Raw genomic sequence first — 23,073 nt, forward strand, 5'->3', positions numbered from 1 at the left:
AAACATAGTTAGTAGTTTATATACTAACTATGGCAAAAGATTTAAGCTAAATATTTGAGACGTAGAGCATTTAGTAGAACAGATATTGAAGAGAAACTCATAGCAAAAGCTGCGATCATCGGATTAAGCAAAGGCCCGCCAAATAGATAAAAGAATCCCATAGCAAAAGGGATACCAATTATATTATAGAAGAAAGCCCAGAAAAGATTTTGTTTAATATTGCGTATGGTCGCATGGCTTAATTGAATAGCTGTTGGAATAGTCGTTAGATTGTCATTCATAAGCACAATATCGGCTGATTCAATCGCAATATCGGTTCCTGAACCGATAGCCATACCTATATCGGCTTGAGCGAGAGCAGGGGCATCATTGATCCCATCACCTACCATAATTACTTTATTACCCTCCGCTTGTACTTTTTTAACAATCTTTGATTTGTCTTCTGGTAAGACTTCCGCAAAAACTTGGTCAAGTCCGACTACTTGTCCGATATGCTTGGCAGTTGCTTGATTATCGCCGGTTACCATTATCACTTTTAATCCCATTTCTTTAAGTTGCTGAACAACTCCTGCACTAGATTCTTTGATAGGATCTGAAATGGCTAAAATCCCATGAAATTCTTTGTCAATACTAAAATAAATAACGGTTTTTGCTTGTTCACTTAGTTTTTCAGCTTGAGCAAGAAATTCTTGCGGAATGGGAGAGGTCAATATTTCATTCATCAATCGTAGATTTCCTATATGGATAACGGATTGATTGACAACTCCACTGATTCCTTTTCCTGTGATGGTTTGAATTTGTTTGAGAGGTGTATATTGGATGTTTTGACTTTCAGCGAAATTAATGACTGCCTTTGCTAAAGGATGTTCAGAATTGGATTCTACACTGGCTAGCATACTCAATACGATGTCTTTTTTGTCTTCTGACAAAGGATAGAAGTCAGTCACACTTGTTTTACCTTGGGTGATGGTTCCTGTTTTATCCAGCAAAATAGTATCAGCCTGGTGGGTGGTTTCTAAACTTTGACTACTTTTAATCAGAATCCCCTTTTGAGCAGCATTTCCAGTACCAACCATAATAGCAGTAGGGGTAGCGAGTCCAAGCGCACAAGGACAAGCAATAATTAGTACACTAATAAAAATCTGTAAACTAAAAGTTAAGGATTGATTCATAATAAGTAACCAAAAAAGACCGCTTAGAATGGCAATAATCATAACACTTGGTACAAAATAGGAAGCTACCTGATCTGCAAATTTTGCAATTTGGGCTTTAGAAGATTGAGCTTCATTAACTAATTTAATAATTTGTGAGAGGGTAGTATCTTGTCCAACACGAGTGACTTCAACAGTGAAGGAACCCGTCTTATTAATACTGGCGCCCGTCACCTTATCCCCCGCTTTTTTGCCGACAGGCATCGATTCTCCGGTTAGCATCGACTCATCGATACTCGATTGTCCTTGGAGAATGACTCCATCCATAGGAATGGTATCACCTGGTCTTATTTGCAGGTGGTCGCCGGGTTGTATTCGCTCGCTAGGAATAATTTCAATCGATCCATCTTCTTTAATTCTTCTTGCTTCTTTTGGAGCTAAATCCATTAAAGATTTGATGGCAGAAGAGGTTCTTCCCTTAGCAAGATCTTCCAAGTATTTACCAAGAGTCATCAAAGTAACAATCACTGCGGCTGATTCAAAATATAATTCTAAATGATGACCTGATGGATTAGGATGAAGTAAAAGATAAATAGTGACAACGACTCCTTGAATAAAGGCAGCCCCACTACCAATCGCCACTAGAGAATCCATATTAGGATGACGATTGATTAGACTCTTAAATCCACGAATAAACATTTCTTTACCTAAATACAGTAAACCGGCACTTAAAAAGAGTTGTAACAAAGCATGGATTAGTGGGTTTTGTTTGATGGACAGAATAGAGGGTAAGTTGATACCTATCATTGGACCCATGGCTATTAGTAAGAGCGGTAAGGTTAATAAGACCATACCGTATATTTTTCGTTTGCTTTTAGTCAAATGCTTTTGTTCTCGTTCGATATCTTTTTGATAGTGTTCTTCAGGTGAAATAATTAAGCTAGCGTCGTAACCGACTTGTTGAACTGCTTGAATTGCTTGTTCAGGATGTGCTTTATCTTTCCATTCGATGTTCAATGTAGCAGTCGCATAGTTAACTTGAGCCGAGTGAACATCAGGCATTTCCTTGGCAGCTTTTTCGACCGTTTGAGCACATGAAGCACAGGACATACCCTCAATGCGAAAATTTTGGATAAGGGCTTCATCAAAAGATGGAAGGAGATGGTAACCAACGTTTTCAATGCGGTCTGCCATTTTTTCAAAATTGATGATTTGTGGATCATAATCTACTTTGACTGTTTGCTGGAGTAAATTAACTTGGGCTTGGTTAACCCCTTCTGTTGCATTTAAGGCCTTTTCTACTGTACTCGCACAAGCAGCACAAGACATTCCTTCAATAGAATAAATGGTGGATTTCATACTAGACCTCCCTGACAGGTTTATTTTTTGGATAGTTGATAATGGGTATCCTTCAATTGATGATTCAGATCTTCTATGGTTAAATGATCTTGAAATTCAATAGTGACCTCTTTATTGTCTAATTGAATATGAAGGTTCTCTACTCCATCGATCGCTAAAAGTAAATCTTGAATTGTTTGAGCGCAATGACTACATGACATCCCTTGGACTGTAAAAGTTTGTTTTTCCATGATAATTCCTCCATTAAATTAATGTGATTGAGAATGACAACAACATTGGCCAGATGGACAGTTACATACAAGTTGTTGTGGAGAAGTTTGCTTTTTAATTAAAAGCTGACTAATTAACTGTTGACAATCCTCTTGCGATAAGTTGGTTTGATCTAAGAGTTGACTAATGGCTTCAGCTTTTTGAAGATTACAAATCCGCTGAAGAAAACTATTTAAGACTAGCTGATTAGCTTTTTTTTCACTAATTGTAGCTTGATAATGGTAGGGTTTTTGATCACCGGTCAGTATTAAATGCTTTTTTTGTAAAAGACGATTAATTAAAGTCTTGATGGTTGCCTCCTTCCAATCTGAAAATTGATTTGCAATGTCAATAATTTGACGAGAGGTAAGGGGTTGATGGGACCAGACGATCCGCATGATTTCCCATTCTGCATCGCTAATAGTTGGAACTGAAAGTTCTTCTTGCATCAAAAAACTCCTCTCTGATTACATTTGTAACTATAATTAAAGTTTACATCTGTAAACACATAATTGCAAGTTTAACCTTAGTTTTTTATACGATTTACCGCTATAATAAAGAAAAATAATATGTAGGAGGGAAAATGATGAAGAAGTACTACAAATTATTGGCTCTAATACTAGCAATGGCATTAGGTCTGATTGCTTGTGATAGTGGAAATAAAGGGCCATCTAACTCACAAAATGTTTCAGAACGAGTCCTCACAGATACAAAAGATATGGATAATCAGCAAATGAAAATGGCTGATGAAAACTATCAAGAGGAATCTAATGTAGATCAAAGTTACCTCATTCAAAATGCTGATATGTATTTTGAGACTTTAAAGTATGATGATTCTAAAAAAGCCTTGTTCGAAATCATTAATAATAGCCAAGGTACGATTCAGTACCAAAATGAATTTCTCATGGATGGTGGGTATGATTCCGATGCTAATCAAGAATTGAGAGAGTTAAGTTTGGTGGCTCGTATACCTCAAGCCGATTTTAATCAAACGTTTGAAAAGCTTCAAGATTTACCAAATGCCTCACTACAATCTGCAAGTAGGGGATCTGAAGATGTGACACGATCGGTGAATGATATTGAGATACGTATAAAGGCCGTAGAAGATCGTTTAGAACGCCTGAATGATTTATTAGATAAAGCAGAGAAGATTGAAGAAATTGTTCGAATTCAAACAGAAATTGAAAATGCTATTGTGCAAAGAGATCAATATTTGGCAGAAAAAGCTAATCTTAAAAATGAAATTGATCAGGCTACAATAAATATAACTTTGCGTGAACGCTATGTATTAGCGCAAGAGCGTAATCAAAACTATTCTTTTAGCACCCGTATTGCGAATACATTTAAACAAGCTTTAGTTTCGACTAAATGGCTGTTGGAAAATATAGTCCTCTTTTTGGTAGCCGCTTTCCCATTACTAATGATCCTGTTGATTTTATATCTGTTCTACCGGTTAGTGGTTAAACAATTTTTAAAAAATTATCGCATGTATCATCCTAAAAAAGAAAAAAAGAATAAAATGTTGGCCGGAACGGAAAATGAAGAGAATGAAAAGTCTGAGACATCAATTAAACAGACACTTCCTCTCAATGAAACAGATGAAAAAAGTGAAAACATCCGAAAATAGTCAAATCTAAAACAATTAATAATGAATTAAATGAAATTATTGAGAACAGTTTTATAAAGGTGTATCATAATAGTGATAGCGAAATATAAGGAGTGGTTCATACATGTTTCAACAGTTACAAGACAATATTAAGGGTAAAAATATTTCCATTGTTTTCCCCGAGGGAAATGATGCGCGTGTTTTAGGTGCAGCTGTTCGCTTGCATGCTGAAGATATTGTAAAGCCGATTGTATTAGGAAATGAAAAAGAAATTAGAAAATTAGCTGAAGAAAAAAATTGGGTGATTGAAGGAATCACAATTCATGACCCATCAAATTATGCAAAAATGGACGAATTAGTTGAGGCTTTCGTGGAACGCCGCAAGGGGAAAAATACGCGTGAACAAGCTGTTGAAATGTTAAAAGATCCTGCTTATTTTGGTACGATGCTCGTCTATACTGGAGAAGCGGATGGAATGGTTTGTGGGGCTGTTTATTCAACGAGCGATACTGTCAGACCTGCTTTGCAAATTATTAAAACTCGTCCAGGCGTTAACCTCATCTCAGGTGCTTTTATCATGGTACCACCCCATACCAATGGTCAAAAGCTAGTCTTTGCTGATTGTGCGATCAATATTAACCCTGATTCACAATCACTAGCTGAAATAGCAGTCGAGAGTGCTAAGACAGCTAAAATTTTCGGTATTGATCCTAAAGTAGCCATGTTAAGCTTTTCCTCCCATGGATCTGCTAAGTCACCAGAGGTTGATAAGGTGGCTGAAGCAACAAAAATGGCTAAAGAACTTGCACCAGAATTAATCATTGATGGAGAAATTCAATTTGATGCAGCTATTGTTCCAGAAGTTGCTGCTCAAAAAGTTCCGGGATCCATCTTAGATGGACAAGCTACCGTGTTTGTCTTCCCTGAAATCCAATCAGGTAATATCGGCTATAAAATTGCTCAACGTCTTGGAAACTTCCAAGCGGTCGGTCCGATTCTGCAAGGTCTTAACAAGCCGGTTTCTGACCTTTCACGAGGTTGCGTAGAAGAAGATGTTTTCAAGGTAGCCATTATTACAGCCAATCAAGTGATCGGTTAATCGAGCAGATAACTAATAATAATAGTCTGAACTTCCTAACAAATTATTTTGCTAGGAAGTTTTTTTGTTAAATCGCATAAAAAGCATTCACAAAATGAAAGTTAATGGTACAATGAACTTTGTGAAAAAATAATTCTGGAGGTTATCAATGAAAAAAACACTCTCAAAGCAACTATTACTGGTCGCAACTCTTGTTCTCAATAGTCTGACCCCTATCGTTTTACAGGTTAACGCTACAGAACCAGTGACGGTAGAAACGAGTCAAGCACAAAAAGAATATGATTCTCAAGCGTCGAATTTGACCGAGGTATTAAACCAGCCTAATAATGCAGCAATAAATAGTGATTCACCTGAAAAAGAGGCTGGGTCAACTGTTTACGATTCACAAAGTTTGGAAGAGGGAGTTTCACAAACTCCTCTAACTGTTGAAGAATATAAACAACTTGATGCTACAACCTTAGCTGAGATGATTCGAAGTGGGAAAACGACTAGCCAAGAATTAATTGAGTTGGCTTTTCAAGTGATCGAAGAAACGAATCCTGATCTTAATAATATTATTTCAACTCGCAAAGAGGAGGCTTTAGCAGAAGCAGCCGCTTTAGAAGATAAAGGACAACCCTTTTATGGTGTGCCTATGTTGGTAAAGGGCTTAGGTCATTCAGTTGAGGGTGGTATAAATTCGAATGGTTTGAAATTTTTAGAAGATCAGATCTCTCAAAGAGATGGACGCCAAGTTAAAGCGTTTAAAGAAGCAGGCTTTATAGTGATTGGACAAACCTCGTATCCTCAGTTTGGTTGGATCAATGTCACCAACTCTGAATTATACGGAGACACCCATAATCCATGGAACTTAGACCATAATCCAGGAGGTTCTTCTGGAGGATCTGCAGCCGCTGTAGCGATTGGACAAGTACCAATTGCCAGTTCAAGCGATGCCGGGGGATCAACCCGAATCCCAGCTTCATGGTCTGGCCTAATTGGTCTACATCCTTCCAGAGGAATCTTAACTTGGGACAGTAGCTCTGAAAAAAACCAAACCACACATTTTGCTGAAACAAAATCAATGCAAGATACGATTACTCTTTTTGAAACGTTATTGAAGGATAAGACTAAAAATGAAGTGCTTGAGGGGACATTTGATAAGTCAACACCAATTGCCTTTACAACCATGACTCCAGCTGGCACAGTGATTTCACAAGATGCAATAAATGCGGTTAGAGGGGTAGTTAACTTCTTAAAAGGAGAGGGCTATCAGATAGAAGAAGTTGCTTACCCCGTGGACGGTAAGAAACTGATGGAAAATTATTACATTCTCGCTTCTTCCTATGCAGGATCACTCGATTATATGGCGAAAAGGCCGTTAGGTCGCCCTATTCAAAGAGAAGATGTTGAATTGCTAACTTGGGCCTTGTATCAAACTTCTAAAGACCTGACTAAAGAAGATGTGGCTAGCGCTTGGGAGAATATCCAGCAGATTACTGCAGAGATGGAAGCTTTCTATACTAAATATCCAGTTTTGCTAACAGCTACTAACGCTTTCCCTGCACCTAAAGCTGATTATAATCATATCAGTCAGGAAATGGCTGTAAAAATGGAAGACATGTCACAGTTAAGTAAAGCAGAAAAATTACAGCTTATTTATGACCAATGGTTACCAGCCTGGACCTTAACTCCCTATACCCAATTGGCTAATTTAACAGGGACCCCCGCCTTAAGTTTACCGACCTATCTAACGGCTAATAATTTACCAATGGGTGTGATGTTTAATACGTTTGCTAAAAACGATCGGAGTCTCTTACAAATCGGAAAATTGTTAGAAGAAAATAATCGTTTTATAACCTATTATCACCGACCTGAAAAGCCTCAACCCCCTGTAAACACTCCAGAAACGGATGGAGGAGAAGAGGAACTTCAACCTTTACCTAGCCAAAGTGAGGAGGAAGAAGTGATTGTTGAATCGCTTGATTCAGTTGAAGAGTGGAATAATTTAGAAGAAAATATAGAAGATACAGTCGATAAAGTTAAAATGGAATATCCTACTTCTAAATCTGGATTAGACAATCATCAGACGACTAACTCACAAACGGTAGCAGCTAAGACAGATGATTCCCTGCCCGCAACAGGAGAAAAGCCTTTATCCCTCGTATATGGTATTAGCTTTACTATGCTAGGATTAGCTAGTTATCTTATTAGAAAAAAATACTAAATGAATAGAAAGAACCGCCCCAATAGGAGCGGTTCTTAATTATTACATGTGTCTATATAAATTAGGCAGGATCAGTAGTATCGGCTTCTTGGGCAGGAATAATGGTAACAGGAATATCATCAATCGTACCATAATACCATTCAATCTCATCGCCGTCTTCTAGTTTTTGAGAGACAACACCAAGTTCAGCAAATTGCTTATTTATGAGATACATCCATGTATTGGGCGCGTAATCATTTTCTACACCCTCAATAACATCGACAACCCCTTCGTCTTCATTAAAATTGAATTCTAATTCTTCAATGGCGGACATAGCCTCTAAAACACTTACTCCACCAATGTTATTGACTTGATATTCAAGCGGAGAACCATTTTCTTGATTGATAATAATTGTAGCTGTACCTTCTTGGCCTTGAGCGTCATTGGTTGGTGTTTCTACTGTTGTTTCTTCCGTCGTTGTTTTGTCAACATCAGCTGTTGTCTCTGCTGGTGTCGACTCGCTTGTCGTCGTTTCCTCAGTAGGAGCATTTTCAACACTTGCTTTTTTATTTCCGGGTAATTTATCGCAAGCTGTTAAAAATATCGCCAAAATTATAATGGTGGAAACTTGTAATATTTTTTTCATGAACTGACCTCCTCATTTTCTATTACTATAAAATTAGCAATAATTAACTACAAAGTCAAATAATTCGTAGTTTTATGGAATCTTCGCTATAATTAATTTAGAAGTAGAATGAATGGAGAAATAGATGATGAAGTATACTAGCCATAGTTTAACAGAGACTCAAGCATTGGCTAAAACTTTGGCACAAATTATTCAGCCGGGCAGTTTAATTCTCCTGTCAGGCCCCCTAGGATCGGGCAAAACGGCATTTACGCAAGCTTTTGGTCAAACCCTCGGTATTCAAAGGGCCATCAAAAGTCCGACCTACACGATTGTCAAAGAATATGAGTTAGATCAAGTTGCTGATCGGTTAATACATATTGATGCTTATCGCCTAGAAGAAGGTGGAGCAGATACAGTTGATTTTGAACAATTCTTGGATCCAAGGACGCTTTGTTTAGTGGAGTGGCCTGAATTTATTATGGACTATTTACCTAAGGAATATATAAAGATACAGTTCGAACTTATCGACAAGCAGCAACGGCAAATTGTAATTAGTCTCTCACCTCAAGCGGACCAAAAACATGAGACTATATATCAAGATTTGTTGAGACATATAGAAAGGATTGATTAAAGAATGCCTCAGTGGGAAGACCCTAACCAAGCAAAGCAAGTTGAAGTGGTTGAAGAGGAAATTAAACTTTCAATCCGCCAAGCTCAAGTTAAAGATGCGCGAGCTATTTTAGGCTTAATGAGACATATTGGTAAAGAAACGAAATACTTAACGACAGGTCCCGAAGGGCTCCCGCTGGATGTTAAACAAGAGCGAGATTTAATCCGCAAGTATGAATTATCTGAAAAATCCTTATTACTTGTCGTTGAAGTCGATGACCAATTAATTGGTATGGGTAATTTAGCCAATTTATCAAATCGCAAACAAAATCATATTGCTGAAATCGGTGTATCCCTTGTCAGAGAATATTGGGGCTATGGGATTGGCAGAATGATTGTAGAAGAATTAATGGGATTTGCTGAAAGAGTAGGAATTAGCGTTTTGTGTTTAGAAGTTGTCACTGAAAACCAACGCGCGGTTCAATTATATCAATCGCTAGGTTTTGAAATTAAAGGAACCTTGAGTCAACGATTGCGACATGGCCATTTTTATTTTGATGTCTACACAATGGAAAAAGTCATCAATTAAACCGCTTTCAAAATAGGATGTCACTTTACAAGTGACATCCTTTTAACTAGAATAGAAAGACGATCATATTGAAGGGGAAAAAATAATGAATTTATTAGAACAATTTCCTAGCATCAAAATTTTAAAAGATGAACCATTATCAAAATATACTTATACAAAAACAGGCGGGAAGGCAGATTACTTAATATTTCCGCAAGACCGTTCCCAAGTGGAACAAATAGTCAATTATGCCAGAATAGAACTTATACCCTTAACCGTATTGGGGAATGCGTCGAATTTAATTGTAAAAGACGGCGGGATCCGCGGAATTGTCTTAATGATGACTGAAATGAAAGCAATGCGACTGATCAATTCACAAACACTTGAAGCAGAGTCAGGTGCCTCGCTCATTCAATTAACTCATCTGGCCTTGAAAGAATCCCTCGCTGGCTTAGAATTCGCCTGTGGCATTCCTGGCTCAATTGGTGGAGCTGTCTATATGAATGCGGGTGCATATGGCGGAGAAGTCAAAGATGTCATAGATGAGGTTGATGTTATCAGCCGTGAAGGCCAAATTCGCACATTCAAAAATGCTGACTGTCTTTTTTCTTATCGTCATTCAATTTTTCAAGAACAAAACGATTTAATCTTGGCAGTTCGTTTTAAGCTTCACATGGGAGAAGAATTAAAAATCAAAGCAGAAATGGATCGCTTAACAAAATTGCGGGAATCAAAGCAGCCCTTGGAATACCCTTCATGTGGTTCTGTCTTTAAAAGACCTGAGGGTTATTATACAGGCCAATTAATTCAAGAAGCAGGACTTCAAGGACACCGCATTGGAGGTGCAGAAGTTTCGCGAAAACATGCGGGCTTTATCGTTAATATCGATCATGCAACAGCTACGGATTATACGGATTTAATTGCTTATATCCAAGCAACGATTTGGGAAAAAAACCAAGTGCGCCTTGAAACTGAAGTTCGCATTATCGGTGAAAATGAAATTTAATCGCTTAATTTAATCAGAAAGTCACACCATGCGTTGTGGCTTTTTTTAGTTATTAAATGTGAAAGTTGAATATTTTGAATATAAAGATTAAATTCTAAATTCTAGCTTACCAAGCATACTAATAAAATGATATAATCTGGCGGAAGGTTAACTTCAAAAAATACAGAAGAGGGTGGCAAGCATGAGTGAAGCATTGTTAAGTGTTGAATTGAAAAACGTTTCAAAACACTTTGATGATCAAATGGTTTTAAAAAATATCGATATGGAGTTGGAACAGGGACAGTTTTATACTTTGCTTGGACCATCAGGATGTGGTAAAACTACAATTCTAAGAATTATTGCTGGTTTTACGAAAGCGAGTGAAGGAACCGTTTCGATTCAGGGTAAGGAAGTAACCGATATTCCTGCTAATAAACGAAAAGTAAATACGGTATTTCAAGATTATGCGTTATTTCCGCATATGACGGTGTTTGATAATATTGCTTTTGGTTTATCAGTAAAAAAAGTTGACAAGCAAACAATTAAAGAAAAAGTATTAGCTGCGCTAAAGCAAGTGCGGTTAGAAGGCTATCAAGATCGAAACATTAATGAAATGTCTGGTGGACAAAAACAGCGTGTCGCCATTGCGCGTGCTTTAGTAAACGAACCGGATGTTTTACTTTTAGATGAGCCCTTATCTGCTTTAGATTTAAAACTAAGGACCGATATGCAGTACGAATTACGTGAGTTACAAAAACGTTTAGGGATTACCTTTGTCTTTGTGACCCATGACCAAGAAGAAGCTTTGGCGATGTCAGACTGGATTTTTGTTATGGACAAGGGTGAAATTGTCCAATCCGGCACGCCTTCAGATATTTATGATGAGCCAATCAATCGTTATGTGGCTGACTTTATTGGTGAATCAAATATTATTGATGCGACCATGATTGATGATTATCGGGTTGAATTTGTCGGTCATGAATTCGATTGTGAGGATGCAGGTATTCCTAAAGGTGAAGCTGTTGAAGTGGTTATTCGGCCAGAAGATGTGCGGATCACTGCTCCTAATCAAGGCCAAATCAATGCAACGGTCGACACCATGCTCTTTAGAGGTATGTTCAATGAAATTATTGCTTATGATGACGATCAAAATGAATGGATGATCCATACAACTGAGAAAGTTGAAATTGGCCAAAAAATTGGTCTCCAGATTGGGCCAAATGAAATTCACGTCATGCGGTTCAACGAAACCGAAGAAGAATTTGATGCCCGTCTAGAACAATATGAGGGGGACGACGATGAAGAAGAGTAATATTCATTTACTAGCAATACCATACTATTTGTGGTTAATCATTTTTGTAATTACTCCCTTACTTGTTCTTTTTCAACGTTCATTTATAGGGATAGATGGTCAGTTCACTTTGGCTAATTATCAGCACTTTTTCAGTTCAATGGAATATATCCGCATGACTCTGTCTTCATTCTGGTATGCTTTTTTAGTGACTTTTTTTACTTTTTTATTAGCCTATCCTTTAGCGTATTTTCTGTCAAAAAGCCCACATAAAGATTTATGGTTAATGTTAATTATTCTGCCAACTTGGATCAATCTTCTTTTAAAAACGTATGCCTTTATAGGTATTTTCGGCAATTCTGGTCCCTTAAATAATTTCTTTGAAATGATTGGTCTTGGCAGACAACAGTTATTATTTACGGATACGTCTTTCATATTAGTTGCGGCTTATATTGAATTACCCTTTATGTTTCTGCCTATTTTTAACTCTATCAACGAAATTCAACCTAGTCTCTTAGAAGCGGCCCATGATTTGGGGGCTTCTAAATTGACCATTGTTCGGCGCATAATCTTCCCTTTGTCACTGAGAGGTGTGCGCTCCGGAGTTCAAGCAGTCTTTATCCCTTCATTGTCTCTATTTATGCTTACCCGTTTAATCGGAGGTAATCGCGTTATTACCTTGGGAACGGCTGTTGAGCAACATTTCTTGGTCACTCAAGACTGGGGCATGGGATCAACAATTGGTGTTGTGTTAATGTTGATTATGTTTATTATTCTATTTATTACGAGAGATCGGTCTAAAGCAGGAGGTGTTCAAGATGCATAATACGGAAAAAAGAATGGGGTCAACTATCTATATTGGTTTTGTTTTCTTATTGATGTATGCGCCACTTTTTTACCTAATGTTTTATTCTTTCAACGCAGGTGGCGATATGACTAATTTTTCCGGGTTTACGTTTGAACATTACCAAGCCTTATTTGAAGATACGCGACTAATGACTTTTATCCTCAATACCTTTATAGTGGCTCTTTTATCCGCTTTAATTGCGACGATAATCGGTACTTTAGGGGCGATTGCTATTTATTATTATCGCTCGAATCGAAATCGCCAAGCTATTCTTAACTTAAACTCGGTCCTAATGGTGACACCGGACGTTATGATGGGGGCCAGTTTTCTCTTAATGTTCTCCTTCTTGTTAAAATTTGAATTTGGTTTTACAACCGTTCTGTTATCACATATCGCTTTTAACGTTCCGATAGTTGTTTTGATGGTTTTACCGCGCTTATATGAAATGAACCCATCGATGATTACAGCTGCTCAAGACTTGGGAGCCAATCAAAATCAAATTCTTTCAAGGATTATTTTACCTTCGATTAAAAGTGGTGTTTTGGCTGGCTATTTCATGGCGTTCACCTATTCATTAGATGACTTTGCGGTTACATTCTTTATCACCGGAAATGGCTTCTCAACCCTTTCTGTCGAAGTGTATTCGCGTGCCAGAACAGGTGTTAGTTTAGAAATAAATGCGTTATCCACTTTGATGTTCCTATTAGCTCTTTTACTTGTGTTTGGTTACTATAGTTTACGCGTGGGTGAACAAAGACGAGCAGCTCTTAGAGTGCGTCAAGCGAGAGGAGGTAAGTAATGAAAACCTTAATTAATGCAGCAATTACCATTCTAGCAGCAGTGGGTCTGATGTTTATCGGACGTTACTATCTGCAATCGAGTCAAGGCTTAACCGGCGAGAGTAACATTGTTAATTTTTATAATTGGGGCGATTATATTGATCCAGATTTAATTGACGCGTTTGAAGAAGAGACTGGCTATGTGGTTGTATATGAGACTTTCGATTCCAACGAAGCCATGTTAACTAAGATTCAACAAGGAGGGACCAATTACGATTTAATTGGTCCTAGTGAATATATGGTTGAAAACATGTTGGAGTTAAATCTATTAGAAGAAATTGACCATGATAAATTACCTAACTTAAAACACATTGATAAAAAATTCCTTGACCAAAGCTTTGATCCAGGCAATCAATATTCCGTTCCTTATTTCTGGGGCACATTGGGGATTTTGTATGATACGAGTCAAATTCCTGAAGGAGAAATAACGAGCTGGAATGATCTATGGAAAGATAAGTATCGCAATCAAATTATGATTATTGATGGCGCGCGAGAAGTGATTGGGATCGGTTTGCAATCCGAAGGTCATTCCTTAAATGAAACCGATAGTCAATTAATTGAGCAAGCAACTGCAAAAATGAAGACGCTTATGCCTAATATTTTAGCTTTACTCGCAGATGAAATTAAAATGTATGCTTCAATCGGAGAAGCGCCGATCGCTATCACCTATTCAGGAGAAGCGGCAACAGCTATGGATGAAAACGAGGATTTAGCCTATATGGTTCCTAAGGAAGGTTCTAATATATGGTTTGATACCCTAGCTATTCCTAAAGGAGCAAAAAATGTTCAAGGTGCGCATGCTTTAATGGACTTTTTGATGCGACCAGATATCGCAGCTAGAAATGCAGAATATATTGGGTATGCTACACCAAATAAGGATGCGATTGATCTGATGGATCCTGAAGTAATTAACGACCCAGCTTTTTATCCACCCCAAGAAATTACTGACCATTTAGAAATCTACCGCAATCTGGGTCAAGAAAAATTGATTGAATATAACGATGAGTACTTACGTGTTAAACTTGAACCAAGGTATTAGCTAAAATTTACATATTCTTTACAAAAAACAGGCCCTAAAATTCACAATCACTTGGTAAACTTAATCTAACATTTGATTGGAGTGATTAAATGGCTTTGCAATTAGTAAGTAAGCGGTTAAATATCAAAGAACCTAATGATCCAGCAGCTTCCTTTGTCATCGAACGGTTGTTGGTTCCTGATGCGATTGAACAAATTAGTTTTGCCTTTATTCCTTATCAGGAAGCTTATGTAATTGATTCATTTATTGTTTATGATTCAAATTATAATGTGCGTGTCGATATTCAAAATATTTGTGGTAGTCGAAAGATTATTCTTAGCCGTGACAAACTCGCAAGTAGTACAGGGACGAGAGTAGGACCCATTCCTGCTGGAGAGTGGATTGTCGTTTTTAAATTAGCCTTGCCCAAACCAAATTGGGAGTGGCTCATTGAATATGAAGTCCAAGCTCAGCCTCTGATAACTAGCCAAATGAGTCAATAAGCTCTATAGGTGATTTTACCAATAATAAGTTTCAACATCGTCCTTCAAGAAAGATAAGAACGATGTTGGAACTTATTTTTTATTAAGAATATGCGAATTATTATCTATAAATAAGTAAGGACTTGATGAAATATTTTTAATAATAGACTGTTTGGGCTTTCTTTGTTATATAATATAATGACAAGTGTGTTGCTTAGTATACTCTAAGCAATTGTTAGGAAAAGAGGAATCTTATTGGTTAGAGAAAATGTCATGACAGTGGTCGTGCCTTGCCATAACGAGCAAAAAACAATCAAGGCATTTATAGAGGCCATCTTGCAAGTGCAACAAGATTTAAGACAAGTCGAAATTGAATTACTACTAGTCGATGATGGGTCAACCGACCAGACACTAAATGTTATTAAAGAGCTTGAAAATCACTATTCGGATAGTATCGAATATTTATCCTTTTCACGAAATTTTGGCAAAGAAGCTGGTCTTTATGCCGGATTAAAACATGCAAAAGGGGAGTATGTGGCGATTATGGATGCTGATTTACAGGATCCACCAGAATTATTAATTGAGATGTATCAAATGATTCAGGATCCAGAGGTTGACGTGGTTGCCACAAGAAGGATATCAAGAGAAGGAGAGCCACCGGTTCGGTCTTTTTTTGCGAGTCTATTTTATAAAATAAATAACCTAATTTCTCGCGTTCAATTGGCCGAAGGTGCGAGAGATTTTCGTTTGATGAAGGCGCAAGTAGTAGACGCAGTAGTTTCCTTGAGTGAATATAATCGTTTTTCAAAGGGGATTTTTTCTTGGATAGGCTTTAAGGTGAAGTATTTGGAGTATCCAAATATTAAACGAGTTGCCGGTCAATCTTCCTGGTCTTTTCGAAACCTCTTGGACTATGCCATTGATGGCCTTATTTCTTTTTCTGATTTACCTTTAGCCATTGCTAGCTTCCTAGGTTTTGTTAGTCTAGGTTCGGCTATGATTTGGGGTTTCTATTTATTAGGTGCTTATCTATTATTTCAAGTAAGTGCTTCTTCCATTAGTTTATTGGCTCTACTAATTTTAGTGATGGGTGGTTTCCAATTTCTTTGTTTAGGTATAATCGGCAAATATCTTAGTAAGATTTTTACCGAAGATAAACGAAGACCGATTTATTTGGTGCGCGAAGAAAAGCTTTTTGATTCAAATAACACTGATGAGTAAAGGAATACGGTACGAATAAAAACGATATAAAACAGCCTGCACTTATCAAGAGTACAGGCTGTTCATTAATTGGAAAATAAGATTTTTCTTGATTTAATAGGTCGTTTTATAATCAATGAAAAAGTTATTGGTCACTTTCATGTTGAATACCAGGACCAGGTTGGTGGTTGGCAATATTGGTGGCCCATTCATAATCAACCATGATAAATTGGCCCAGATAGTCATTCTTTAATTCTTTTGCAAATTTATCTTCGATAAACTCAGTAAGAGTGGGATGGTAGTCGACCATTAATTGTTCGTCTTCAGTGAGATAGAGGAATTTATCTTCATTATCTTTGTGAATGAAGAAACGGTTGAGTACAGTTCGATTGGGTTCTTGTTGAGCAAAGAGTCCGTCAGTTAAAATCTTAACTACTTCCATCACTTGGTCATTAAAACCTTGGTCAAAGATTTGGATTTTTTCAATTAATTGAGGAGCTGAAGTTACAACTCTTAAGTGATAATCACTAATATCTATACCCTCTTCTTGAGTCATCACACTGAGACCTTGCAAGATCTTTTCACGATATTCTTTAAATTTTGGTGCTAAGTAGATTAATAATTTAAGTTCAGGATCGTGGTAGAGAATCTGTGTTTCAATCTGTCTTTTAGCGCCACACTGATCGCACTCAAAAGCGAGCAATTGTCCTTCTAGTAATTTCTGTTTTAATTCGGGTTGTTTTTGACTATTAATAGCTGTTTCGATAGAGTGTTCGTGTTTAGCGTGGCAGATTGGACACTCAAGATGAATTGTTTGCGGCATTTCTTTGCCTCCTTCATGGGATTGTTGTATCTAGTATATCAAAAAAGTAGGAAGATGAGAAAGGTTCAATGAAGATAATCATGTAAGCGATTCACAAAAAACCTAAAACTGTGCTATAATGGCTAAGGAAATAGGTAAAAATGAAAGGAGAGCTTTATGAAGAGTCTAATAATTTATGAATCACCTTATGGATCAACACTACTGTATGCTAAAGCTCTTCAAAAGGTCTTCGATTTTCCGATGGTTTCTTTAAGTGAAGTGGATAAAATAAATTTAAACCACTATGATCTAATCATTGTGGGCACTTTTGTTTTTTCTGGCCGAATTTTTAAATCAATCAGGATCAATCAACTTATGAATCACTATAGTGAACCAAATTGGGTATTATTTACGGTTGGCATTTCAACCCCTAATTTGACGAACTTTTCAAAGATGCTAAAAGAGACTTTTACAGAAAGAGTATATAAGCAATTAGCAACCTTTCATTATCGAGGCCGGATTGCTTCAAAACGTTTTTCTCTGATGTATTTAGCTTCAAAGCGGATGAAACGTCAGCCAGGAACGAGCTTAGATGATGTGATCTTGGGTCCTGAAGAATGGCATTTGTTAGATTATCACGGTGGTACAGCTGAAAAAGAGGATTTAAAGCAAATAGCGAATATGGTAGAGTATATACGTGAAATGGCACAATACATTGGATAACGGAGGAATATTATGGAAGAAGCAAAAAAAAGGGTTGGAGAATATGCAGCGTCCTATGTTGAAGACGGCATGGTTGTCGGTCTAGGAACGGGATCCACCGCTTATTGGTTTATTGAAGAAGTAGGACGTCGTTTTCAAGCAGGTGAACTAGCTAATATTTTAACCGTCTCAACTTCTGATCGTTCATCTGAACAAGCTCGTCGACTTGGCCTGCCTTTAAAAGAGATTGATGATGTCAACCATATTGATTTATTAGTGGATGGCGCCGATGAGACAACCCGCCAGTTTGCTGGGATTAAAGGCGGTGGTGGTGCATTACTGCATGAAAAAATTATTGCGGAACAAAGTGATAAAATTATTTGGATCATGGATGAAAGCAAACTAGTCAACCAATTAGGAAAATTCCCTTTGCCGGTTGAAGTCGTACGCTTTGGATCGTGGAAAGTTTATGATGCTTTTGCCAGTGCAGGCATGAAACCAAGTTTTAGAAAAGTCGATGGCGATAAACTATTCATTACCGATTCTGGCAATTACATCATCGATTTACACCTCGAAGAAATACCCAATCCACAAGTATTGGCAGCAGAAATCAAGGCCAAGGTAGGGGTTGTCGAACATGGCTTGTTCTTGGATTATGCGGACATCATACTCGTTGCTCAAGCTGATGGAGAAATTATTAAGATTGAACGCAGTAATACCACGAACTAAACTAAATTTAAGGATGATGAAGTATGAGAATGGTGGATTTAATCCATAAAAAACAAGAAAATCAGACGTTGACTCAAGAAGAAATCCAGTATATTGTCAAAGGTTTTACGGAAGGCAAAATTCCTGACTATCAAATGGCGGCTTTTAATATGGCCGTTTACTTTAATGGGATGAATCCTAAAGAAGTGAGTGCCTTGACAATGGCCATGGTAGAATCAGGCGATCAAATTGATCTGTCTGCCATCAAAGGGATTAAGGTAGATAAACATTCGACCGGTGGTGTGGGAGATACTACCACATTAGTTCTGGCTCCTTTGGTAGCTTCATGTGGGGTACCCGTTGCTAAAATGTCAGGCCGAGGGTTGGGTCATACGGGTGGTACCATCGATAAGCTCGAAACGATTAAAGGATTTCAATTTGAGCTTTCACAAGAAGACTTTATTCAACAAGTCAACCAACACCAAGTAGCCGTAGTAGGACAAACAGGTGATTTAACACCGGCTGATAAAAAACTTTATGCCTTAAGAGATGTGACTTCAACCGTTCAATCGATTCCTTTAATTGCCTCCTCGATTATGTCTAAAAAAATTGCTTCCGGGGCGGATGCGATTGTCTTAGATGTCAAAGTGGGCGATGGCGCTTTTATGAAAACCATCGAAATGGCAGAAGAATTAGCGACTACCATGGTAGAAATCGGTAACCATTTAGGAAGAAAAACAGTTGCTGTCCTATCGAATATGGACCAGCCGCTTGGTTTTGCCATTGGCAACACTTTAGAAGTCAACGAAGCGGTAGAGACGCTAAAAGGAAATGGGCCAGAGGATCTTACCCAATTATGCTTAAGCTTGGGAGCCCAAATGCTCTTATCTGCTCAACGCGTAAAAAGCATACAAGAAGGTACTGATCTACTGCAAGAACAAATTGACTCGGGAGCTGCTCTTAAAAAATTCCGTGAATTTATCGAAGTTCAAGGAGGCGATGCTTCCTTTATTGATGAGCCCGAAAGACTTGGTAAAGCTAAGTATCAAATTCCTTATTTAGCTAAGAGCTCCGGTGTTGTCAGTCATTGGGTAGCTAATCTTGTAGGCGAAGCAGCAATGGTTTTAGGCGCAGGTCGTGCGGTAAAAGAAGATCAAATTGATCCTGTGGTTGGTATCGTTCTAAAAGCTAAGGTGGGTGACAGCATTCAAGAAGGTGAACCTTTGGCTATCATTCATTCTAACCGTGAAGACATATCAGACTGCTTAGCACGTTTAGACCAGGCGGTTCAAATCGCTGACTCTGCCGAAGAACTACCCCTTATTTACAAAACAATTGATTAAAAATAATTAAGAAGAAGGAAGTAAATGATGAAAAACAATAAATTATTCAAGTATGTACAAATCGGGATTTATGCCGCACTGATTATTATTGCGATTACTGTGATTCGAATCCCAATGCCCTCAGCTATTTCGAATTCTTTTGTCCATCCAGGCAATGCTTTGGTTATTTTAGCTGTCTTATTAATGGGCTTTAAGCGTGGAACGGCCGCTGCCTTAATTGGTCTCTTTGTTTTCGATACTATGAATGGTTACATCCATGTCGTTCATTTTACCTTGCTTGAAAACTTCCTTGTCTTAATCGTCGTCTCACTGGTTTACTCTAAAGTCTTTAATAAAGAGGATCGAATGGGACATATTATAAGTTTAGGAATTATCGGGGCTTTGACTAAGATTGTCTTAATATTTGGTAAACATATCATTAATCAAATGATTTTAGGTGCTAGCTATTCAGCAGCGGTGGCAATGGCCATTACTGCTATGCCAGCTAGTCTGTTTACAGGATGGGTAACAGCCCTCTTAGTACCGATCTTATACCTCCCAATGAAGCGGATTTTCCAACGTTACCATACCATTGGCGAATAATACTAATTTTAATTCTTGGTTCGGGTGAAAGACTCGGACCTTTTTTATTGGAAAAAATAGCCCACGATTGATCAATCGTGAGCTATATTTAGTTTTATACTTTTACCGGTTCTAAGGCAGCGTTAGTAGTGTGGATTTTTTGATAATTTGCCTGCTTAAGATTTTTAATGGAGAGCATGAAGCAGAAGGAAATGATATAAAGGCTCGCTAAGAAAATCATTACTGCTCGCATAGCGTAGTTTTCTAGAATCATACCAATGATGACAGATGAAAAACCTCCAATCGCACGGCCTACATTTAAAATCGTGTTATTGGCTACGGCTCTGACCTTATGTGGGTAGAGACGGGTAACCATGGCGCCATAGCCAGCAAACATTCCGTTGACGAAGAAGCCCATTAAAGCCCCACCAATTAAAAGGCTAAGTGCTGAATTAACAAAAGTAAAGGCGAAAACAGAAATAGCTGACATAATTAAGAAGACACTATACACAATGCGTGGGCCAAACATATCTAAAAAGTAACCAAAGACTAGCATACCGATGGACATACCAATAATGGTTGAGATCATCCAAAGATTAGAATTACCGAGGCTGATACCTAACTTGCCTTGCATCATGGTTGGTAACCAGTTCATCATCCCAAAGTAACCAGCAATTTGAACAGAAGTCATTACCATCAAAGCAATTGTTTGATGAGCTAAAGCCGGTGTTTTAAAAAGATCCGAAATTTTACCAGCTTCTTGACGATCAACTGATTGACTGCCACGATCGGTGATTTGTTTTTCATCAATCATAAAATGCATGTAAGCTACTAAAATCAAAGGTAAGATACCTAGCGCAAAAAGCCCTCTCCAGCCAAAGATAGGAGCAATTAAACTGGCTAAGACAGCAGATGTAATGGAACCAATTTGGCCCATGACACCATTGAATGAGGAGATACGTCCCATCTTATTGCTAGGAACAATTCCTGCCATTATAGCGAGGGCAACTCCATATTCGCCACCGACACCGATTCCTGCTAAGAAACGGAGGGCAAGTAGGGTATTAATACTTTGACTAAAGAAAATAAGCGCTGTAGCGATTGAGAAGATAGCTACGGTCCATTTAAGAACTCTGAACTTGTTATAGCGGTCAGCTAAAACACCAAAGACTAAACCACCGAAAAGCATTCCAAAGTTAGTAATCGTTCCAATCCAACCAGCTTGAGTTGAAGAAATATTCAAGTCAGTAATAATTGACGAAAGGGAAAAGGCCAAAAACATCACATTGACATCATCTAGACCTGAGGCAATCATTGAGGTAACTAAAGCACGACGATCATAATTAATGGTTTTCATATTTTTCTCTCCTTAATAAAAGTTCACAGACTTTTTTAATTAAATTTTTTAAAGCCTTTAGTTAAAAGCTTGGCTCCAGGCTTGAGGATCCTTGTACCATTTAGCTAAACTGTGTTTATGTTCAGCTAAATCAGGTTTTTGAGTGACTATATCGATTAAAGTTACATAATCACTTAGAGTGACCAAAGGAAAAGTTTCTTTAGCAAAGTTTTGGCGCCCCGCCTCTAAAAGGTAATTGAAGATAGCCAAGGCTCCAATCACTTGGCCGCCAGCATTTTGAACGGCATGTGCCGCTTTAATCACACTGCCACCTGTTGAGATCAAATCTTCAATCATGAGGACTTTCTCGCCAGGTTTTAGACGGCCTTCAATTTGATTATGCATGCCATGACCTTTAGGACTCGAGCGCACATAAATCATCGGTAAGTCCAATTCTTGAGCAAGAAAAGCAGCGTGAGGAATTCCAGCAGTAGCTGTTCCAGCAATCACTTCTACATCGGCAAAGTTTTCTTTGACTGCTTGCACCATCGCATCAATCAAAAGTTTTCGACTTGCAGGATGACTGATAATTAGGCGATTATCACAATAAATGGGAGATTTTAAGCCACTTGACCAAGTAAAGGGGGGATCAAGGCTGATTTTAACCGCTTCAATGTCCAAAAGGATATTAGCAATTTTTTCTTTATTGTTTTTTGGCTGACTAGTTTCCATAAATACCTCCGATACAAATGCTTTTTTTAGTTTGAGCCATTTTTTCAACGATATCTAGGTAGGCCGCTTTAGGATCAGTCGCTTGCGTAATAGGTCGACCTACAACAAGCCAGTCACTCTGATTAAGAATAGCTGTTTCAACATCTGCAATGCGGTGTTGGTCGTCTTGACTGGTTATTGTTTTTGGCCGAATTCCGGGTGTTACTGTTAAGAAATCAGCATGAGTGATGTTTTTAATCGCCTTAGCCTCATGAGGTGAACAAACTACACCGTCCAGTCCTGCTTGATGACTTAAACTTGCATAATGGAGAGTCGAGGCTTCTAGACCCACGCTAATCAGTTGTTCTTCTTTGACTTGTTGCTTAGTGGTTGATGTCAATTGAGTGACTGCAATCAAAAGAGGTTCTTTGCCACCAGCTGGGGTCCCTTGAATCAAACCTTCCTTAGCAGCTTCCATCATTTTGCGTCCACCTGCTGCATGAACATTGACCATAGCTACGCCTAATTGGGCCAAAATCCGCATGGACCGCATTACGGTGTTGGGGATATCGTGTAGCTTAAGGTCAAGGAAAATGGCATGACCTTGACTGGAAATGGTTTCTAAAAGCTGAGGCCCACCTAAATAGAAAACTTCCATACCTATTTTGATATTATGAGGACCTTCTGGTAAGAGGCGCATAAACTGTAATATTTCTTTATCACTAGCGAAATCAAGTGCAATGATTGGGAGTTGAGGATTCAGTTTCATAAAGCCCACCTTTCTAATAAAAAAC

At 38.0% G+C, this 23,073-nt stretch carries 24 protein-coding genes; 16 read left to right on the plus strand and 8 right to left on the minus strand.

Annotated elements, in window-relative coordinates:
* Positions 1–41 precede the first annotated feature (41 nt).
* The 3 genes from HF969_RS04765 to HF969_RS04775 are packed head-to-tail and all read right to left on the minus strand — an operon-like array spanning position 42 to position 3,208.
* A complete protein-coding gene (locus tag HF969_RS04765) occupies positions 42–2,510 on the minus strand; it encodes a heavy metal translocating P-type ATPase (RefSeq protein WP_090289470.1) in 2,469 nt (822 codons plus the stop codon).
* 20 nt (positions 2,511–2,530) lie between these two features.
* Complete coding sequence (locus tag HF969_RS04770; RefSeq protein ID WP_090289469.1) at positions 2,531–2,740, minus strand: heavy-metal-associated domain-containing protein; 210 nt, start codon at positions 2,738–2,740, stop codon at positions 2,531–2,533.
* Positions 2,741–2,758: 18 nt separating this feature from the next.
* Complete coding sequence (locus HF969_RS04775; RefSeq protein WP_090289468.1) at positions 2,759–3,208, minus strand: CopY/TcrY family copper transport repressor; 450 nt, start codon at positions 3,206–3,208, stop codon at positions 2,759–2,761.
* 137 nt (positions 3,209–3,345) lie between these two features.
* Here HF969_RS04775 and HF969_RS04780 point away from each other — a divergent pair, with 137 nt between their 5' ends.
* From HF969_RS04780 to HF969_RS04790, 3 genes are all read left to right on the plus strand, one after another.
* Complete coding sequence (locus HF969_RS04780; protein WP_168427160.1) at positions 3,346–4,386, plus strand: DUF4349 domain-containing protein; 1,041 nt, start codon at positions 3,346–3,348, stop codon at positions 4,384–4,386.
* Between the two features lie 103 nt (positions 4,387–4,489).
* Entirely contained in the window at positions 4,490–5,464 is a 975-nt protein-coding gene (gene pta, locus HF969_RS04785) for a phosphate acetyltransferase (RefSeq protein ID WP_090289466.1), read from the plus strand.
* A gap of 148 nt (positions 5,465–5,612) precedes the next feature.
* Positions 5,613–7,670: an amidase family protein gene (locus HF969_RS04790; protein WP_090289465.1), complete on the plus strand. Its 2,058-nt coding sequence runs from the start codon at positions 5,613–5,615 to the stop codon at positions 7,668–7,670.
* 61 nt (positions 7,671–7,731) lie between these two features.
* Here HF969_RS04790 and HF969_RS04795 read toward each other — a convergent pair whose 3' ends face one another.
* The gene (locus tag HF969_RS04795) at positions 7,732–8,295 is read right to left on the minus strand and encodes a DUF4430 domain-containing protein (RefSeq protein ID WP_090289464.1); all 564 of its coding nucleotides are present in this window, start codon (positions 8,293–8,295) and stop codon (positions 7,732–7,734) included.
* A gap of 127 nt (positions 8,296–8,422) precedes the next feature.
* Between HF969_RS04795 and tsaE the strand changes: the two genes are divergently transcribed.
* The 9 genes from tsaE (at position 8,423) to HF969_RS04840 (ending at position 16,137) form a co-directional block, all read left to right on the plus strand.
* A complete protein-coding gene (tsaE, locus tag HF969_RS04800) occupies positions 8,423–8,908 on the plus strand; it encodes a tRNA (adenosine(37)-N6)-threonylcarbamoyltransferase complex ATPase subunit type 1 TsaE (protein WP_245694807.1) in 486 nt (161 codons plus the stop codon).
* Positions 8,909–8,911: 3 nt separating this feature from the next.
* A complete protein-coding gene (locus HF969_RS04805) occupies positions 8,912–9,475 on the plus strand; it encodes a GNAT family N-acetyltransferase (protein WP_090289462.1) in 564 nt (187 codons plus the stop codon).
* 85 nt (positions 9,476–9,560) lie between these two features.
* Positions 9,561–10,460 carry a UDP-N-acetylmuramate dehydrogenase gene (gene murB / locus HF969_RS04810; protein WP_090289461.1) on the plus strand — a complete coding sequence of 300 codons (900 nt, stop codon included), beginning with the start codon at positions 9,561–9,563 and terminating at the stop codon, positions 10,458–10,460.
* A gap of 181 nt (positions 10,461–10,641) precedes the next feature.
* Positions 10,642–11,751, plus strand: a complete 1,110-nt coding sequence (locus tag HF969_RS04815) for an ABC transporter ATP-binding protein (RefSeq protein ID WP_090289460.1) — start codon at positions 10,642–10,644, stop codon at positions 11,749–11,751.
* Positions 11,738–12,556, plus strand: a complete 819-nt coding sequence (locus tag HF969_RS04820; protein ID WP_090289459.1) for an ABC transporter permease — start codon at positions 11,738–11,740, stop codon at positions 12,554–12,556. Before HF969_RS04815 ends, HF969_RS04820 begins: the two co-directional genes overlap by 14 nt.
* Positions 12,549–13,376 carry an ABC transporter permease gene (locus HF969_RS04825; RefSeq protein WP_090289458.1) on the plus strand — a complete coding sequence of 276 codons (828 nt, stop codon included), beginning with the start codon at positions 12,549–12,551 and terminating at the stop codon, positions 13,374–13,376. The genes HF969_RS04820 and HF969_RS04825 overlap by 8 nt, the downstream gene beginning before the upstream one ends.
* Complete coding sequence (locus tag HF969_RS04830; RefSeq protein WP_090289457.1) at positions 13,376–14,455, plus strand: ABC transporter substrate-binding protein; 1,080 nt, start codon at positions 13,376–13,378, stop codon at positions 14,453–14,455. The genes HF969_RS04825 and HF969_RS04830 overlap by 1 nt, the downstream gene beginning before the upstream one ends.
* Positions 14,456–14,544: 89 nt before the next feature.
* Positions 14,545–14,937 carry a hypothetical protein gene (locus HF969_RS04835; protein ID WP_090289456.1) on the plus strand — a complete coding sequence of 131 codons (393 nt, stop codon included), beginning with the start codon at positions 14,545–14,547 and terminating at the stop codon, positions 14,935–14,937.
* A gap of 252 nt (positions 14,938–15,189) precedes the next feature.
* Positions 15,190–16,137, plus strand: coding sequence for a glycosyltransferase family 2 protein (locus HF969_RS04840; RefSeq protein ID WP_090289690.1), 948 nt, complete (start codon positions 15,190–15,192; stop codon positions 16,135–16,137).
* 124 nt (positions 16,138–16,261) lie between these two features.
* On the opposite strand, the gene HF969_RS04845 is transcribed toward HF969_RS04840, so the two are convergent.
* Positions 16,262–16,939, minus strand: a complete 678-nt coding sequence (locus HF969_RS04845) for a CpXC domain-containing protein (RefSeq protein ID WP_090289455.1) — start codon at positions 16,937–16,939, stop codon at positions 16,262–16,264.
* 156 nt (positions 16,940–17,095) lie between these two features.
* Between HF969_RS04845 and HF969_RS04850 the strand changes: the two genes are divergently transcribed.
* Genes HF969_RS04850 through HF969_RS04865 form a run of 4 tightly spaced genes read left to right on the plus strand, consistent with a single transcriptional unit; the run spans position 17,096 to position 20,253 of the window.
* Positions 17,096–17,641, plus strand: a complete 546-nt coding sequence (locus HF969_RS04850; RefSeq protein WP_090289454.1) for a flavodoxin family protein — start codon at positions 17,096–17,098, stop codon at positions 17,639–17,641.
* Positions 17,642–17,653: 12 nt separating this feature from the next.
* Entirely contained in the window at positions 17,654–18,349 is a 696-nt protein-coding gene (gene rpiA, locus HF969_RS04855) for a ribose-5-phosphate isomerase RpiA (RefSeq protein ID WP_090289453.1), read from the plus strand.
* Between the two features lie 23 nt (positions 18,350–18,372).
* On the plus strand, positions 18,373–19,671 hold the full coding sequence (locus tag HF969_RS04860) for a pyrimidine-nucleoside phosphorylase (RefSeq protein ID WP_090289452.1): 1,299 nt from the start codon (positions 18,373–18,375) through the stop codon (positions 19,669–19,671).
* 27 nt (positions 19,672–19,698) lie between these two features.
* A complete protein-coding gene (locus HF969_RS04865) occupies positions 19,699–20,253 on the plus strand; it encodes an ECF transporter S component (RefSeq protein ID WP_245694806.1) in 555 nt (184 codons plus the stop codon).
* 94 nt (positions 20,254–20,347) lie between these two features.
* Here HF969_RS04865 and HF969_RS04870 read toward each other — a convergent pair whose 3' ends face one another.
* The 3 genes from HF969_RS04870 to pyrF are packed head-to-tail and all read right to left on the minus strand — an operon-like array spanning position 20,348 to position 23,048.
* Positions 20,348–21,589, minus strand: coding sequence for an MFS transporter (locus HF969_RS04870; RefSeq protein WP_090289450.1), 1,242 nt, complete (start codon positions 21,587–21,589; stop codon positions 20,348–20,350).
* A gap of 57 nt (positions 21,590–21,646) precedes the next feature.
* Positions 21,647–22,300: an orotate phosphoribosyltransferase gene (gene pyrE / locus HF969_RS04875; RefSeq protein ID WP_090289449.1), complete on the minus strand. Its 654-nt coding sequence runs from the start codon at positions 22,298–22,300 to the stop codon at positions 21,647–21,649.
* Entirely contained in the window at positions 22,290–23,048 is a 759-nt protein-coding gene (pyrF, locus tag HF969_RS04880) for an orotidine-5'-phosphate decarboxylase (RefSeq protein ID WP_090289448.1), read from the minus strand. Before pyrF ends, pyrE begins: the two co-directional genes overlap by 11 nt.
* Positions 23,049–23,073: the final 25 nt, after the last annotated feature.

The sequence above is a fragment of the Facklamia miroungae genome, assembly GCF_012396555.1.
Classification (GTDB): domain Bacteria; phylum Bacillota; class Bacilli; order Lactobacillales; family Aerococcaceae; genus Facklamia; species Facklamia miroungae.

Excerpts from the sequence above, each read along its gene's own strand:
- HF969_RS04765 (WP_090289470.1), bottom strand. The coding sequence starts at position 2,510 with ATGAAATCCACCATTTATTCTATTGAAGGAATGTCTTGTGCTGCTTGT.
- HF969_RS04770 (WP_090289469.1), bottom strand. The coding sequence starts at position 2,740 with ATGGAAAAACAAACTTTTACAGTCCAAGGGATGTCATGTAGTCATTGC.
- HF969_RS04775 (WP_090289468.1), bottom strand. The coding sequence starts at position 3,208 with ATGCAAGAAGAACTTTCAGTTCCAACTATTAGCGATGCAGAATGGGAA.
- HF969_RS04780 (WP_168427160.1), top strand. The coding sequence starts at position 3,346 with ATGAAGAAGTACTACAAATTATTGGCTCTAATACTAGCAATGGCATTA.
- pta (WP_090289466.1), top strand. The coding sequence starts at position 4,490 with ATGTTTCAACAGTTACAAGACAATATTAAGGGTAAAAATATTTCCATT.
- HF969_RS04790 (WP_090289465.1), top strand. The coding sequence starts at position 5,613 with ATGAAAAAAACACTCTCAAAGCAACTATTACTGGTCGCAACTCTTGTT.
- HF969_RS04795 (WP_090289464.1), bottom strand. The coding sequence starts at position 8,295 with ATGAAAAAAATATTACAAGTTTCCACCATTATAATTTTGGCGATATTT.
- tsaE (WP_245694807.1), top strand. The coding sequence starts at position 8,423 with ATGAAGTATACTAGCCATAGTTTAACAGAGACTCAAGCATTGGCTAAA.
- HF969_RS04805 (WP_090289462.1), top strand. The coding sequence starts at position 8,912 with ATGCCTCAGTGGGAAGACCCTAACCAAGCAAAGCAAGTTGAAGTGGTT.
- murB (WP_090289461.1), top strand. The coding sequence starts at position 9,561 with ATGAATTTATTAGAACAATTTCCTAGCATCAAAATTTTAAAAGATGAA.
- HF969_RS04815 (WP_090289460.1), top strand. The coding sequence starts at position 10,642 with ATGAGTGAAGCATTGTTAAGTGTTGAATTGAAAAACGTTTCAAAACAC.
- HF969_RS04820 (WP_090289459.1), top strand. The coding sequence starts at position 11,738 with ATGAAGAAGAGTAATATTCATTTACTAGCAATACCATACTATTTGTGG.
- HF969_RS04825 (WP_090289458.1), top strand. The coding sequence starts at position 12,549 with ATGCATAATACGGAAAAAAGAATGGGGTCAACTATCTATATTGGTTTT.
- HF969_RS04830 (WP_090289457.1), top strand. The coding sequence starts at position 13,376 with ATGAAAACCTTAATTAATGCAGCAATTACCATTCTAGCAGCAGTGGGT.
- HF969_RS04835 (WP_090289456.1), top strand. The coding sequence starts at position 14,545 with ATGGCTTTGCAATTAGTAAGTAAGCGGTTAAATATCAAAGAACCTAAT.
- HF969_RS04840 (WP_090289690.1), top strand. The coding sequence starts at position 15,190 with ATGACAGTGGTCGTGCCTTGCCATAACGAGCAAAAAACAATCAAGGCA.
- HF969_RS04845 (WP_090289455.1), bottom strand. The coding sequence starts at position 16,939 with ATGCCGCAAACAATTCATCTTGAGTGTCCAATCTGCCACGCTAAACAC.
- HF969_RS04850 (WP_090289454.1), top strand. The coding sequence starts at position 17,096 with ATGAAGAGTCTAATAATTTATGAATCACCTTATGGATCAACACTACTG.
- rpiA (WP_090289453.1), top strand. The coding sequence starts at position 17,654 with ATGGAAGAAGCAAAAAAAAGGGTTGGAGAATATGCAGCGTCCTATGTT.
- HF969_RS04860 (WP_090289452.1), top strand. The coding sequence starts at position 18,373 with ATGAGAATGGTGGATTTAATCCATAAAAAACAAGAAAATCAGACGTTG.
- HF969_RS04865 (WP_245694806.1), top strand. The coding sequence starts at position 19,699 with ATGAAAAACAATAAATTATTCAAGTATGTACAAATCGGGATTTATGCC.
- HF969_RS04870 (WP_090289450.1), bottom strand. The coding sequence starts at position 21,589 with ATGAAAACCATTAATTATGATCGTCGTGCTTTAGTTACCTCAATGATT.
- pyrE (WP_090289449.1), bottom strand. The coding sequence starts at position 22,300 with ATGGAAACTAGTCAGCCAAAAAACAATAAAGAAAAAATTGCTAATATC.
- pyrF (WP_090289448.1), bottom strand. The coding sequence starts at position 23,048 with ATGAAACTGAATCCTCAACTCCCAATCATTGCACTTGATTTCGCTAGT.